This window comes from Mesorhizobium sp. ESP-6-4, from assembly GCF_020164735.1.
Lineage (GTDB): Bacteria > Pseudomonadota > Alphaproteobacteria > Rhizobiales > Rhizobiaceae > Mesorhizobium.
Map to the genome: position 1 here is coordinate 139,230 of NZ_JAIUGS010000009.1, position 12,534 is coordinate 151,763.

The window sequence follows — 12,534 nt, forward strand, 5'->3', positions numbered from 1 at the left end:
TTTGTTGCCTGCTCGTACAAGGTTCTCGAAACCGGCAAGGGCAGAAGGACAGGATTACAAACACAAAAAAAGCCGGGCTCAAGGCCCGGCTTTTTCGTGTCGTGGCTTCTACGACTTAGAACTTCATACCGACGCCGAAGGTGACGCGGTTGTCCTTCGACTTGACGTTGCCGAGGGCGCCGAAGTCCTTGTCGCCGTAGTCGGTGTAGCGGTACTCGACGCGGCCGAACACGTTGTCCGTGATCTTGATGTCGGTGCCGACACCGGCCGTCCAGCCGAGCATTGCCTTGCTCTCGTCAGTGGCGGTGACGCTATCCGTGATCTTCTGGTTCTTGGCGGCGAGACCGCCGGTGCCATAAAGCAGGATTTCCGGGGTCACGGCATAGCCGAGGCGAGCGCGCAGCGAGCCTTCGAGGCCGCCCTTGGCGTTGATGCCAGCGCTGTCGCCCTTGACGCCGTTGTAGCCGAGATCGGCTTCAGCGCCGTAGACGAAGTTATCCTGCTGCCAGTTGTAGCCGCCGAACACGCCGCCGATGAAGCCCTTGGTCTTCACATTGACGCCGGCGTCACGAGCATCGGCATGGCCGCTGAAGCCGTAGCCGAGGCTGATACCGGCATAGGGGCCAGCCCAGGAAGCGACCGGAAGCTCGGCAACCGGGGCGGGAGCCGGCGGCTCTTCGGAAACGACGTCGGCCGCAAAGGCGGTGCCAGCAAAGGCGAACAGCCCGAGCGCAGCGGCAAGCGGCGCGAATTTGAGATTGGTCTTCATTGTTATACTCTCCTTAAGCCACAAGACACTTAGGCTTTTTTGTTCATGAAACGCCCCGGCCCGTCCGGGGGGATAAACGGGCTTGGCGCTCAACGGTTCCGAATGTCGTGCTGAAATGCGGCTGAAGCGAACCTGAACTTGGGTCATTCCCCGGCGCGAATAAGGCCGAAAGTTGACGTTGCATCTTCGCAACAGCGAATGTCAGCAGGCTAATCATGTTGCGCTGCACACCGCTTGGTTCAAGGGGTCCGGCGACATATATTGCCGTGAACGGCGCCCCGAATCCGATGGGGCGGAGGCGCGTCCGGGCCGCTTCGCCACATTCCTGCCTCAGGTGGAAATGGCATTTAACGCTTGGCCCGTCACATTGTGCCGGCTTCCCGGAATCGTGAAGTCGATTGAGGATTGACACCATGAGACAAGCCACGACCGTCGCGCTGGTGACGGGTGGAGCAAGGCGGATCGGCAAGGCGATCGTCGAGGATCTGGCCGCCAATGGCTTCGCCGTCGCCATCCACGCCAATCGCTCCGGCAACGAGGCCGAGGCGCTGGCAAAGAAGATCGTGGCCGGGGGCGGCCACGCCGCCGCTGTCGCCGCCGATCTCACCGACATGGATGCCGTGGGTGATCTTGTCGGTCGCGCGCAGGCGGCGCTCGGACCCGTCACGCTGCTGGTCAACAACGCTTCCTTGTTCGTCGACGATCGCGTCGAGGATTTCGACTGGCGAGCCTGGGACCGCCACTTCGCCATCCACGTGAAGGCGCCGGCGCTTTTGGCGCAGAACCTTGCTCGCGCGCTGCCGCAAGAGGGGGAGGGGCTGATCGTCAACATCATCGACCAGCGCGTCTGGCGGCCGACGCCGCGCTATTTCTCCTATGCGCTGTCGAAATCGGCGCTGTGGACGCAAACCCAAATGCTTGCACAGGCGCTCGCACCGCGCATCCGCGTCAACGCCATAGGCCCCGGCCCGACACTGAAGAACAAGCGCCAGGACGACGACGATTTCGAAAGCCAGGTCGAGGGCCTGATCCTGAAGCGCGGCCCGCAATTGCCCGAATTCGGCGCCACGATCCGCTATCTGTGGCAGGCACGCTCGGTGACCGGCCAGATGATCGCGCTCGATGGCGGCCAGCATCTTGCGTGGCAGACGCCCGATGTGACAGGCATGGTGGAATGAGTCCCGTAGCCCAAAGAGACAAACGAAACGGCGCCGCCGACGATCTGCCGCCCGATATCGACCCCGAGATGGACGTTGAGGACGAGGCGACGGAGGAGATCGTCGAGGCCGAGCCTTTGCCGTCCGGCCCCGAGGTCGCCTTCACGGCCATCGACTGGACGCCGCATGCCGGCGACGCCGACGGCATGGTCGGCGCAGAGGTGATCCAGACCCTGGTCAAGCGGCTGCCCAACCAGCCCGGCGTCTATCGCATGATGAACGCCGCCGGCGACGTTCTCTATGTCGGCAAGGCGCGCAGCCTGAAGAAGCGCGTCACCAATTACGCGCAGGGGCGCTTCCACACCGCCCGCATTGGCCGCATGGTGCGCGAGACGGCGACGATGGAATTCGTCGTCACCCGCACCGAGATCGAGGCGCTGCTGCTCGAGGCCAACCTCATCAAGCGGCTGCGGCCCCGTTTCAACGTGCTGATGCGGGACGACAAGTCCTTCCCCTACATCCTGCTCACCGGCGACCATGTCTCGCCCGGCATCTACAAGCATCGCGGCGCGCGCTCGCGAAAAGGCGACTATTTCGGCCCCTTCGCTTCCGCCGGCGCCGTCGGGCGCACCATCAATTCGCTGCAGCGCGCCTTCCTGCTTCGAAGCTGCACCAACTCTTTCTACGAGAACCGCACAAGGCCGTGCCTGCTCTATCAGATCAAGCGCTGCGCCGGGCCTTGCACCGGCGAGATATCGCATCAGGGCTATGCCGAGCTGGTCGCCGAGGCCAAGGACTTTCTCTCCGGCCGCAGCCAGAAGGTGAAGACCGAAATCTCGGCCGCCATGCAGCAGGCCTCCGAAGAGCTCGATTTCGAGCGCGCCGCCATCTACCGCGACCGGCTTGCGGCGCTCTCGCATGTGCAGGCACATCAGGGCATCAACCCGCAGACGGTCGAGGAGGCCGACGTCTTCGCCATCCACCAGGAGGGCGGCCAGACCTGTATCCAGGTATTCTTCTTCCGCACCGGTCAGAACTGGGGCAACCGCGCCTATTTCCCCAAGGCCGATCCGGCGCTGGAGCCGGCGGAGGTGCTGGACTCGTTCCTGGCGCAATTCTATGACGACAAACTGCCGGCGCGCACGCTGCTGCTTTCCCAGGCCGCGCAGGAACAGGAACTGCTCGCTGAGGCGCTCTCCACGCATGCCGGCCGCAAGATTACGATTTCGGTGCCACAGCGCGGCGAGAAGAAGGAACTGACAGACCACGCGCTGCAGAACGCGCGCGAGGCGCTTGGTCGCAGGTTGGCCGAGACCTCGACGCAGGCGCGGCTGCTCGCCGGCTTCGCCGAGACCTTCGGCCTGGCAAAGCCGCCGGTGCGCATCGAGGTCTACGACAACTCGCACATCATGGGCACCAACGCGGTCGGCGCCATGGTCGTCGCGGGACCGGAAGGTTTCGTGAAGAACCAGTACCGGAAATTCAACATCCGCTCCACCGAGATCACGCCGGGCGACGATTTCGGCATGATGCGCGAAGTGATGCAGCGGCGCTTTTCGCGGCTGCTCAAGGAGCATGGCGACGCCCAGCCCGGCTCGGCCGTCGAGGACGAAGCCGGCGAGGAGGATCTGGTCGCCGGCAATGGCGGCTTCCCGGCCTGGCCGGATGTCATCCTGATCGACGGCGGCCAGGGCCAGATGACGGCCGTGCGCCAGATTCTTGCCGATCTCGGCGTCGAGGACAGGGTGGTGGCCATCGGTATCGCCAAGGGCCCGGACCGCGACGCCGGCCGCGAGCGCTTCTTCGTCAAGGGCAGGGACTCTTTCATGCTGCCGGTGCGCGATCCGGTGCTCTATTTCGTCCAACGCCTGCGCGACGAGGTGCACCGTTTCGCCATCGGCTCCCACCGCGCCCGCCGCAAGAAGGAGATGGTCAAAAGCCCGCTCGACGAGATCGCCGGCATCGGTCCCGGCCGCAAGCGCGCGCTGCTCCACGCCTTCGGCACCGCCAAGGCAGTCAGCCGCGCCGCGGTCGAGGACCTTGTCAAGGTCGACGGCATTTCCGAGCACGTGGCGAAGCTGGTCTACAATCACTTCCACGAGAGCTGAGGGCTGGTCACGCGCATGGAAGGTTGACCAAGGCGTCGGTATGGCGAGGGATGTTGCACCTTAGCGATTAGCTCAAACGCCCACCACGTCGTCATTCCAGGGCGGAGCAAGGAGCGCAGCGACGCGGCGCAGACCCTGGAATCCATTCCGTTCCTCTAGGCGCTGCAGCGGTTCAGAAAACCTCCGTTCTGCTCCGTTGCAGTCCTCGCGCGAGGTCACGGAATGGATCCTCGGGTCTGCGCGTCCGCTTCGCTCCCGCTCCGCCCGTGGATGACGAAGTTGCTTAGGCTTCGCCTATCCCAACGTTGCAAGAAGAGTATACATCGAAGTTGCCAATCTCTGCCTCTGACGTGGAATGCCCAGACCAGAGCGGGTGCTTCACGCCGACCTTCACGCCATTTTTCCCTGGTCAATCGAATCTCGGCTGTTGACCCCCTACATTGGCTTCTGATTTGAGTACGTCTGGCGGTGGAGATTTCCCGAGACGACATGGCACAGCGCGCGTTCAACCTGCCGAACATCCTTACCTATGCCCGCATCGTCGCGGTGCCGCTGGTCGTGCTGTGCTTTTTTCTTGAAGGCCACCTGAAGTCGTCCGACTTCGCCCGCTGGTCGGCGCTGGTCATTTTCCTGCTTGCCTCGATCACCGATTACTTTGACGGCTATTTCGCGCGCGCCTGGCAGCAGACCTCCAACATCGGCAAGATGCTCGACCCGATCGCCGACAAATTGCTGGTCGCAACCTGCCTGCTCCTGCTTGCCGCCGACACCGACCGCCATGGCGGCATCGCCGGCTGGTCGCTGTGGGCTGCAATCATCATCCTGTGCCGCGAGATCCTTGTTTCGGGGCTGCGCGAATATCTGGCCGCCTTGAAAGTGTCGGTGCCGGTGACCCAGCTCGCCAAATGGAAGACCACCATACAGATGGTCGCCATCGCCTTCCTGCTGGTCGGCCCGGCCGGCGACAAGATCTTTCCGCTGACCACGCAGATCGGCCTCGTGCTGCTGTGGGTTGCGGCGCTTGTCACGCTCTACACCGGCTACGACTATTTCCGCGCCGGCCTCAAGCACATCATGGACGAGTAGGAAGCGCGGATGTCGACGAAACTCATCTATTTCGCCTGGGTGCGCGAGCGGATCGGCAAGCCGGAAGAGGACGTCGACTTGCCTGCCGGCATCGAGACGGTCGCCGATCTGCTGCGCTGGCTGAAGTCGCGCGGCGAGGAGTATGAAAACGCGCTGCAATACCCTGATGTCATCCGCGTCGCCATCAACCAGGAGCATGTCGGCCATCGCGAGAAGATCCAAGGCGCGCGCGAGATCGCCCTGTTCCCGCCGATGACCGGGGGCTGACATGGCCGGCGCGGTAGTGCCTGCCATCCGCATCCAGCGCGAGGACTTCGACGTCGCCGCCGAGATCGCCGGCCTGACCAAAGGCCGGACCGATATCGGCGCCGTGGTCACTTTTTCCGGCCTTTGCCGTGACGAACAGGGCGCGCTCTCGGCGCTCGAGCTCGAGCACTATCCCGGCATGGCGGAGGCCGAGATCGGCCGCATCGCCGCCGAGGCGGCCGGGCGCTGGCCGCTGCAGGGGCTCACCGTCATCCACCGCCACGGCAAGATAGCGCCGGGCGAGAATATCGTGCTGGTGGTCGCGGCCTCGTCGCACCGCCAGGCCGCCTTCGAGGCGGCGAATTTCCTGATGGACTACCTGAAATCGCGTGCCCCCTTCTGGAAGAAGGAACACCGCGCCGACGGCTCCGAGGGCGGTTGGGTCGGGGCCAAGGAAGCCGACGATCAAGCTGCGGAGCGCTGGAAGAAACAGGGCGAATAATGCATGTCGCCCAGAACTGTGCAGCGGTTCTGGGCAACGACATGCATCAGAAAAAACTCCCGTTCGGCCATCGAACGACCGCAATCCATCCCAAGCCTGCCGGGTGGTTTGATTTGCTTGGCGGGAGCAATCTCATGCTGGACCGCATCGCGGAATTCTTCATTTTCGGGCTGGTGCCATTGGTCGTCGGTGCGCTCGCCGTGCCGGAAGCGACCAACGCCGGCGAAATGACGATCGCGGGCGAGGTGACCTACCGCGAGCGCATCGCGCTGCCGCCCGACGCCGTGCTCGTGGTCGAGCTTGCCGATGTCTCGCTGGCCGATGCACCGGCAACCGTGGTCGCTAGGCGCAGGATAGCGCCCACCGGCCAAGTGCCGATCAGGTTCGAGATCGGTTTCGATCCCAAGGCGATCCAGAACGGCCGGACCTATACGCTGCAGGCGCGCATCACCGTTGGCGAACGGCTGATGTTCGTTACCGGTGCAAGTCATCAGGTCGATCCGCTGGCGGGCAAGCCTCAGACGGTTCTGCTGAAAATGGCGCGCTGACGTCGCGCGCCGAGCCCGACCGCGCAACTTTTGTGCCTGGACACCGTTTTCTCCGGAATAACCCGGCGACGCCGGGCGTTCACCTATGCAGATGGCGGGCAGGCAAAGGGACAATGTCCCTTCACTTAAGCCGCCAGACCGAATGCGCGGGCTCGATCTGGCCACTCAAAGGAGACCAGACATGAAAAAGCGCACGCTCATCCTCGCAGCCGCGGGTGCATCGCTGATTGCCTTTGCCGGCGTTGCCCGGGCGGACGACCATCTGTTCAATGCCGAGCAGCATGGCCTCAGCCCTGACAGCCAGCCGTTCCAGACCAACAAGGCCGGCCACAGCGGCGACCTTGCGCCTGGACAGGGCAGTCCGTTCACCGGTGAGGAGACGAAGACGCCGTCTACCGATACCGAGGCAGCGAACGCCCATGCGAATGTGAAAGAGCGTCAAGCCAAATGACGTCTGCCCGCCGGGGGCGGCGGGTTTATGAGCAATTCCGGGAAAAACGGGGCGCGGTTTTCCGTCCGGAATTGCATCGAAAACAACAGAGCATGATGTCGTCCGAAAACCGCTCCGCTTTTCGGCATCATGCTCCGGCTGGCCTGACCGTCTCAACGGCTCTGTCCGTCATTTAAGCACGCCGCAATTGACCACGCTGTTGCAACCGCCTAGCTTCCCTCGAAAATGGGGATGGGGTTCCCCCGAAACCGCCCTTATGGGCTGATGACTCCTGCCAGGCGTGCTCTCGCGCGGCAGGATTTGTTTTTCCGCTCCGCTTCGTGCCTGTTCTTGTGAGGTGATTCCGGTTTGGGATCGCGTTTGGAAAGGCATTGAAGCGATGACCCTTGCGGCTTGCGCCCTGGTCCTGATCGGCGGTTTCTTCGGCGGCATTTCCCGCTTTTTCCTCTCCGGCGTGGTCGGCCGTTCCATCGGCGAGACCTTTCCCTGGGGCACGTTGTTGGTCAATGTTTCCGGCGCCCTGGCCATCGGCGCCTTCGCCGGCGCGGCACGCTCGGTCGGCGGCGTCTTCGCCAGCGATCTCGTGCGCGACCTGATCGTCGTCGGCCTGTTCGGCGGCTACACCACGGTGTCGTCCTTCTGCCTGCAGACGCTCAACCTGGCGCTCGAAGGCGAGGGGCGGCTGGCCGCCTTCAATGTCGTCGCGTCGTCGGCTCTGTGCGTGCTGTTCGTCGCCCTTGGCTTCTGGGCGGTGGTGTGGGTGTTTGGTTCATCCATCGGGGCTGCGGGCTGAGCGATGGTGGACAGACAGATGGCAATGCGGCTTTATCTGGCGGTCGGCTGCGGCGCGGCGACCGGCTCGCTGGCCCGCTTCCTGTCGGGCTATGTCATCGTCTCGCTGCTAGGCCTGAACGCGCTGTGGTCGACCGCTTTCGTCAATGTCGTCGGCTCGTGGATCATCGTGGTTTTCGCCACGCTCACCGGACCGGACGGCCGCATGATGGTCGGTCCCGCCAGTCGCAATTTCGTCATGGCGGGCTTCTGCGGCGGCCTCACCACCTTTTCAGCGATGAGCCTCGACACCTTCACTCTGCTGTTCGAGGGCGACTTGCCGCTGGCCGCGACCTATCTCATCAGTGTGGTCGGCCTGTCGCTCGCCGCCGCGTGGCTGGGCTATCTCATGGCGTCCAGGCTCAACCGCCTGCCGGTCGACAGGCAGTCGGCCAATAGGTGATGGGCCAACACAGGTGACCAGGGAGAAGAGAACATGGAACTTCCCGCGCAATGCGCGCTGCTCAGGATATTCTTCGGCGAGGATGACAGGGCGGCCGACGGCAAGCCGCTGCATGAAGCAATCGTCATCAAGGCGCGCGAGACCGGCATGGCCGGCGCCACGGTGCTGAGGGGCCCACTCGGCTTCGGCCGCTCCAGCGTGCTCCACACCGCCAAGATTCAGCGCCTGTCGCAGGATTTGCCCATCGTCGTCGAGATCGTCGACGTGCCGGAGAAAATCGAGGCGCTGATCCCCGAGATCAAGGCACTGACCAGGACGAAGAGCTGCCTGATCACCCGGGAGAAGGTGGAAGTCATCCGCTACGGCGACGGGGACTGAACTCCCCGGCTCTCCACGTCACCGCCTCGGAGACGGCGGCCGATGGCCACTTCATCGAAGACACCGGCGGAAAACAGTCTCATCGCCTCTATCGCCAGGTCCGACGCCTCGGGACTGCCTAAGACGATGCCGCGCTCCTCGCAGACCTCGTCATAGATACGCTTCAACAGGACAAGATCGTCCGGATAGGCAAGGCCACTTTCAGAAACATGAGGCTTGATCATGCCTCCCTCCTCGGTTCGGCGGAAGCGCGGCTCACAGCCGTCGACGCCCAGCGCTACTTTTGCCAATTTCGCTGAACCTAGGGCAGGCGGCGGATGTGACCACCCGTTGCAAACAAAAACGGCCCGCTGGAGCGGGCCGTTCCGTGAAACTCGAGCTTGCGCCTCAGCCGACGATCTCAGTGTCCGAGAACCAGTACTTGATCTCCTGAGCGGCGGTTTCGGGCGCGTCCGAGCCATGCACCGAATTCTCGCCGATCGACAGTGCATGGACCTTGCGGATGGTGCCCTCGGCGGCGTTCGCCGGATTGGTGGCGCCCATCACTTCGCGGTTCTTGGCGATGGCGTTCTCGCCCTCCAGCACCTGCACGATGGTCGGCGCCGACGACATGAATTCCACCAGCTCGCCGAAGAACGGGCGATCCTTGTGGACGGCGTAGAACCCTTCCGCCTCGCGGCGGCTCATCCACACGCGGCGCGATGCGATGACGCGCAGGCCGGCGTCTTCCAGCATTTTGGTGATGGCGCCCGTCAGGTTGCGCCTGGTCGCGTCCGGCTTGATCATGGAGAAGGTGCGTTCGATCGCCATAGGGTCGTCCTTGTTGTGGGAATGGAAATTGGAGTGGCGGGCTCTATACAAGCCGCCCGGCGGCTTGCCAAGGGGAGGCGGCTTCTGGTCAAGGCGAGCGCTTTGCGGGATAATTGGACGGCTGCGAACGCGCTGGACGCAGCTTGGAGCCGAGGCGATGAACTGGCCCTATCTCAGTCGCGGCGACATGGCGGGCATTGTCTTAGTGGCCGTGGTTCTTGCCTTGGCTGTCTTCGCCCTGCTGTTCTTCCCGCAGCGCGCAGAGCAGAATTTCGGCTTCGGCCCGGAATGGCAGTGCGTGCGCATGGAACAGGGCGATCCGATCTGCGTGAGGCTGGCCGACGGCAATGCGCCGAACGGGGACGCGCGCGACAAGGACGCGTCAAAATAGACGCGAATGGCACTGCACAGGGATTTTGACCGGTCGGCTTCAGTCGGCTCTGATCTAAAGCTCGACCTCAATGGTCAGCTTCGGCGAATCCCCTGCCTTGAGACCTTCGCGCTGGCGCACCGAGGCCTTGACCGGCAACAGAAGGCTGCCGGACGCCTTGTCGGGAAAGAGTGATGTTTGCCACCTGGTCTTGCCGATCGCCGCCGTGATGCCGAGCGAGCCCCAAGGGCGCGCCAGCCCCGTCATCGCCGCCTTGATCCGTGCCGCGAACTCCAACGGTAGTGTCACGAAATGCCAGCCGCCCTTGCCGGGGTAGACCCAAATCTCGGCCCGCATCTCATAGCGCAACATGCCAGCCCCCAACACTCGCGGTCTTCACGCCGCCGCCGCGACCTGCCGGCCGATCCCGCCATGCAGGTCGAGACAGCGCTCGAACCAGCGGGCGATGCTGTCGCCGTCGTCGAGCAACCGGAAAGGCGAGGCGATGCGGCCCCATTGCAGCGCCCCGAACACGATGTAATCGGCAAACAGCGGCGCCTCGCCGCCGATGAAAGACTGGTAGGCGAGGGTCGAGCGCAGCGGCTCCAGCGCAGCGCGGAAGGCCGGGAGCCCGGCATCCCGGTTGGCCACGACCTCTTCCAGGCGCTTGCCATAGCGCTGCTCGCGATTCTCGCGGAAATAGGCAGCGTTCGGTTCGTCCTGCATCGCATGCAGATCGGTCAGCGCCACCGTCGCGATGTAGGGGTGTATGGTGAGCTGCGACCAGCGCTCGATGAAGCGTGCCATCGCCTTGCCGCCTTCGCCGGAAAACAGCGTCGGCCGTTCCGGATAGGCTTCGTCGAGATAGAGCGCGATGGCGAAGGAATCGGCGACAACCCGCTCGCCGTCGCGGATCACCGGCACCGTCTTCGACACGCCGCCTTCGACTTTCGGCACCTCCAGGAAGCGCGTCGGCACGTCGGTGGCGGCAAGTCCCTTATGCGCCAGTGCCATCTTGGTCTTCCAGCAATGCGGGCTGAACGGGCGGGCGACGTCGTGGCCGACGAGGTCATAGAGCAGAATGGTCATTGGCGGGTCCGTTGCTGCGGGTTACGAAGGGCCCGGATTCGGGTCAAGCCGGGTGGGAAGAATGAAGCAGCATTTCATGATGTTTGCGGCCTACAATCAATGGGCCAATGGCCGTCTCTATGATGCCGCCGCCGATCTTGCCGAAGAAGAGCTCGGTCGCGACGTCGGCGCCGTCTTCGGCTCGATGCTCGGCACGCTCAACCATCTGCCGCCGTCGACCGCGTATGGATGAAGCGCTTCACCGGCGAGGGCGACGCGCCTTCGAACACCGCCGCCATGCTCTACCACGCCTTGCCGGCCCTGAGGCTGGCGCGCGAGGCCGAGGACAGGAGGATCGTCGACTGGATGGGCGGGATCGGCGACAAGGCGCTCGCCGGCCGTTTCTCCTACATGACCGTCGACATGCGCACCGTCTCGCAGCGCCTTTCGCCGGCGCTCGGCCATTTCTTCAACCACCAGACCCACCATCGCGGCCAGGCGCATATGGTGCTCACGGTGCTCGGCCGGCCCTCGGTGTCGCTCGACCTGGCACTGTTCCAGCGCTCCGAGGAAGGTCGCGCCTACGCCTGAGCGCTGCGTGGTCCAGGCTTTTCCGCGAGCCGATTGTTGATCAAACTCGACCATCAAGGAAGACGCGGAATCAGCGAATTTTTCCTTGAAAAAATGGAACCCTGACCGAGCCCGTTCGTATTCCCTTCATTCCCTCTCGCACAGGCATGCGCACGGACCCGGCAGTCCGGCGATGCAGTGCGAAAAAAAGTGGCAACGAAGGAGAATGCCATGAATGGTATCGTAGAAAAAATCGCCGGCACATTGATCGGCGGCATCGCCATTCTCGCCGTGCCGGCGAATGCCGCTGGTCTCGACATCGGCTTTGGTATTGGCAACACTGGCGTCGCGGCGGGTAACCCGGGCGGCGCGGGCACCGGCACGGGCTCCTCGATGGGTGGCTCAACCGGTCTCGGCACTGGCTTTGGCAGCAGCATCGGCGGCGTCGGCGTGGGCGGCACCGGCGGCTTCAACGCCGGCACTACTGGCTCGATCGGCGGCGTCGCGGGCACGACTACCGGGACAGGCACCTCGTTCGGTGCGACCGGCGGCATCGGCGGCACCGGCACGGTGAGCGGCGCCAGCGGCTTGAACGCCGGCACCGGCGGCTCGATTGGCGGTGCCATGGATACAACCACCGGCACCCCGTTCGGCGCGACGGGCGGCATCGGCGGCGTCGGCACAGTAGGTGGCGGCGGTGGTTTGAACGCCGGCACCAGCGGCTTGACTGGTGGTGCCGCGGGTACAACTACCGGCACCTCGTTCGGTGCGACGGGCGGCATCGGCGGCGTCGGCACAGTAGGTGGCGGCGGTGGCTTGAACGCCGGCACCAGCGGCTCGATTGGCGGTGCCATGGATACAACCACCGGCACCTCGTTCGGTGCGACCGGTGGCGTCGTCGGTACCGGCTCCGTGGGTGGCGGCGCTGGCGGCTTGAACGCCGGCACCAGCGGCTCGATTGGTGGTGCCACAGGCACAATCATCCCCAATACTGGTACCTCGTTTGGTGCGACGGGCGGCGTCGGCGGCACCGGCACGGTGGGCGGCTCCGGCGGCTTCAACGCCGGCATCGGCGGCTCGGCCGCCGGCTCCACCATGGGTTCCGGCAATACCTCGACCGGTGGAATCGGTGGCACCGTGGGTGGTTCGGGCAGCTCGACAGCCCACTAAAAGGAAAAGCAGAGCCCGCCGCCGTGGAGGCGGGCCTGCCGTTCGCGTTATTGCTGCGCGCACCGAG

At 64.2% G+C, this 12,534-nt stretch carries 17 protein-coding genes, 1 pseudogene and 1 riboswitch; of the genes and pseudogenes, 13 read left to right on the top strand and 5 right to left on the bottom strand.

The window, feature by feature from the left end:
• Positions 1-115: 115 nt before the first annotated feature.
• On the bottom strand, positions 116-769 hold the full coding sequence (locus LB523_RS18330) for an outer membrane protein (RefSeq protein ID WP_095767043.1): 654 nt from the start codon (positions 767-769) through the stop codon (positions 116-118).
• A gap of 413 nt (positions 770-1,182) precedes the next feature.
• Here LB523_RS18330 and LB523_RS18335 point away from each other — a divergent pair, with 413 nt between their 5' ends.
• The 10 genes from LB523_RS18335 (at position 1,183) to LB523_RS18380 (ending at position 8,479) form a co-directional block, all read left to right on the top strand.
• A complete protein-coding gene (locus LB523_RS18335) occupies positions 1,183-1,947 on the top strand; it encodes an SDR family oxidoreductase (protein WP_224605676.1) in 765 nt (254 codons plus the stop codon).
• Positions 1,944-4,034: an excinuclease ABC subunit UvrC gene (gene uvrC, locus LB523_RS18340; protein ID WP_224605680.1), complete on the top strand. Its 2,091-nt coding sequence runs from the start codon at positions 1,944-1,946 to the stop codon at positions 4,032-4,034. Before LB523_RS18335 ends, uvrC begins: the two co-directional genes overlap by 4 nt.
• A gap of 489 nt (positions 4,035-4,523) precedes the next feature.
• Complete coding sequence (gene pgsA, locus LB523_RS18345) at positions 4,524-5,120, top strand: CDP-diacylglycerol--glycerol-3-phosphate 3-phosphatidyltransferase (protein ID WP_040984724.1); 597 nt, start codon at positions 4,524-4,526, stop codon at positions 5,118-5,120.
• A gap of 9 nt (positions 5,121-5,129) precedes the next feature.
• Entirely contained in the window at positions 5,130-5,387 is a 258-nt protein-coding gene (moaD, locus tag LB523_RS18350; protein WP_224605681.1) for a molybdopterin converting factor subunit 1, read from the top strand.
• 1 nt (position 5,388) lies between these two features.
• Positions 5,389-5,868 (top strand): molybdenum cofactor biosynthesis protein MoaE, encoded by a 480-nt coding sequence (locus LB523_RS18355; protein ID WP_224605683.1) that lies wholly within the window; start codon positions 5,389-5,391, stop codon positions 5,866-5,868.
• 134 nt (positions 5,869-6,002) lie between these two features.
• On the top strand, positions 6,003-6,416 hold the full coding sequence (locus LB523_RS18360; protein WP_224605686.1) for a YbaY family lipoprotein: 414 nt from the start codon (positions 6,003-6,005) through the stop codon (positions 6,414-6,416).
• Positions 6,417-6,597: 181 nt separating this feature from the next.
• The gene (locus LB523_RS18365) at positions 6,598-6,867 is read left to right on the top strand and encodes a hypothetical protein (protein WP_224605689.1); all 270 of its coding nucleotides are present in this window, start codon (positions 6,598-6,600) and stop codon (positions 6,865-6,867) included.
• 218 nt (positions 6,868-7,085) lie between these two features.
• Positions 7,086-7,148: riboswitch (Fluoride riboswitch) on the top strand.
• Between the two features lie 98 nt (positions 7,149-7,246).
• On the top strand, positions 7,247-7,660 hold the full coding sequence (gene crcB, locus LB523_RS18370) for a fluoride efflux transporter CrcB (RefSeq protein WP_224524930.1): 414 nt from the start codon (positions 7,247-7,249) through the stop codon (positions 7,658-7,660).
• 18 nt (positions 7,661-7,678) lie between these two features.
• Positions 7,679-8,101 (top strand): fluoride efflux transporter CrcB, encoded by a 423-nt coding sequence (gene crcB / locus LB523_RS18375; protein ID WP_411966476.1) that lies wholly within the window; start codon positions 7,679-7,681, stop codon positions 8,099-8,101.
• Between the two features lie 33 nt (positions 8,102-8,134).
• Positions 8,135-8,479 (top strand): DUF190 domain-containing protein, encoded by a 345-nt coding sequence (locus LB523_RS18380; RefSeq protein WP_224605694.1) that lies wholly within the window; start codon positions 8,135-8,137, stop codon positions 8,477-8,479.
• On the opposite strand, the gene LB523_RS18385 is transcribed toward LB523_RS18380, so the two are convergent.
• Together LB523_RS18385 and ndk are read right to left on the bottom strand one after the other, a co-directional pair.
• On the bottom strand, positions 8,461-8,703 hold the full coding sequence (locus LB523_RS18385; protein WP_224605697.1) for a hypothetical protein: 243 nt from the start codon (positions 8,701-8,703) through the stop codon (positions 8,461-8,463). The genes LB523_RS18380 and LB523_RS18385 overlap by 19 nt on opposite strands.
• 163 nt (positions 8,704-8,866) lie before the next feature.
• On the bottom strand, positions 8,867-9,289 hold the full coding sequence (gene ndk / locus LB523_RS18390; RefSeq protein WP_027165590.1) for a nucleoside-diphosphate kinase: 423 nt from the start codon (positions 9,287-9,289) through the stop codon (positions 8,867-8,869).
• A gap of 157 nt (positions 9,290-9,446) precedes the next feature.
• Here ndk and LB523_RS18395 point away from each other — a divergent pair, with 157 nt between their 5' ends.
• Positions 9,447-9,680: a hypothetical protein gene (locus LB523_RS18395; RefSeq protein WP_224524927.1), complete on the top strand. Its 234-nt coding sequence runs from the start codon at positions 9,447-9,449 to the stop codon at positions 9,678-9,680.
• Positions 9,681-9,734: 54 nt separating this feature from the next.
• Here the strand turns inward: LB523_RS18395 and LB523_RS18400 are convergent, their stop codons facing one another.
• Both LB523_RS18400 and LB523_RS18405 read right to left on the bottom strand, forming a co-directional pair.
• A complete protein-coding gene (locus tag LB523_RS18400; RefSeq protein WP_224544036.1) occupies positions 9,735-10,031 on the bottom strand; it encodes a DUF1905 domain-containing protein in 297 nt (98 codons plus the stop codon).
• 24 nt (positions 10,032-10,055) lie between these two features.
• A complete protein-coding gene (locus tag LB523_RS18405) occupies positions 10,056-10,748 on the bottom strand; it encodes a glutathione S-transferase family protein (protein WP_224605700.1) in 693 nt (230 codons plus the stop codon).
• 61 nt (positions 10,749-10,809) lie between these two features.
• Between LB523_RS18405 and LB523_RS18410 the strand changes: the two are divergent.
• Together LB523_RS18410 and LB523_RS18415 are read left to right on the top strand one after the other, a co-directional pair.
• Positions 10,810-11,318 (top strand): annotated as a pseudogene (locus LB523_RS18410) (DinB family protein).
• A 210-nt stretch (positions 11,319-11,528) separates the two neighbouring features.
• Positions 11,529-12,467 (top strand): hypothetical protein, encoded by a 939-nt coding sequence (locus tag LB523_RS18415; protein WP_224605703.1) that lies wholly within the window; start codon positions 11,529-11,531, stop codon positions 12,465-12,467.
• Positions 12,468-12,534: the final 67 nt, after the last annotated feature.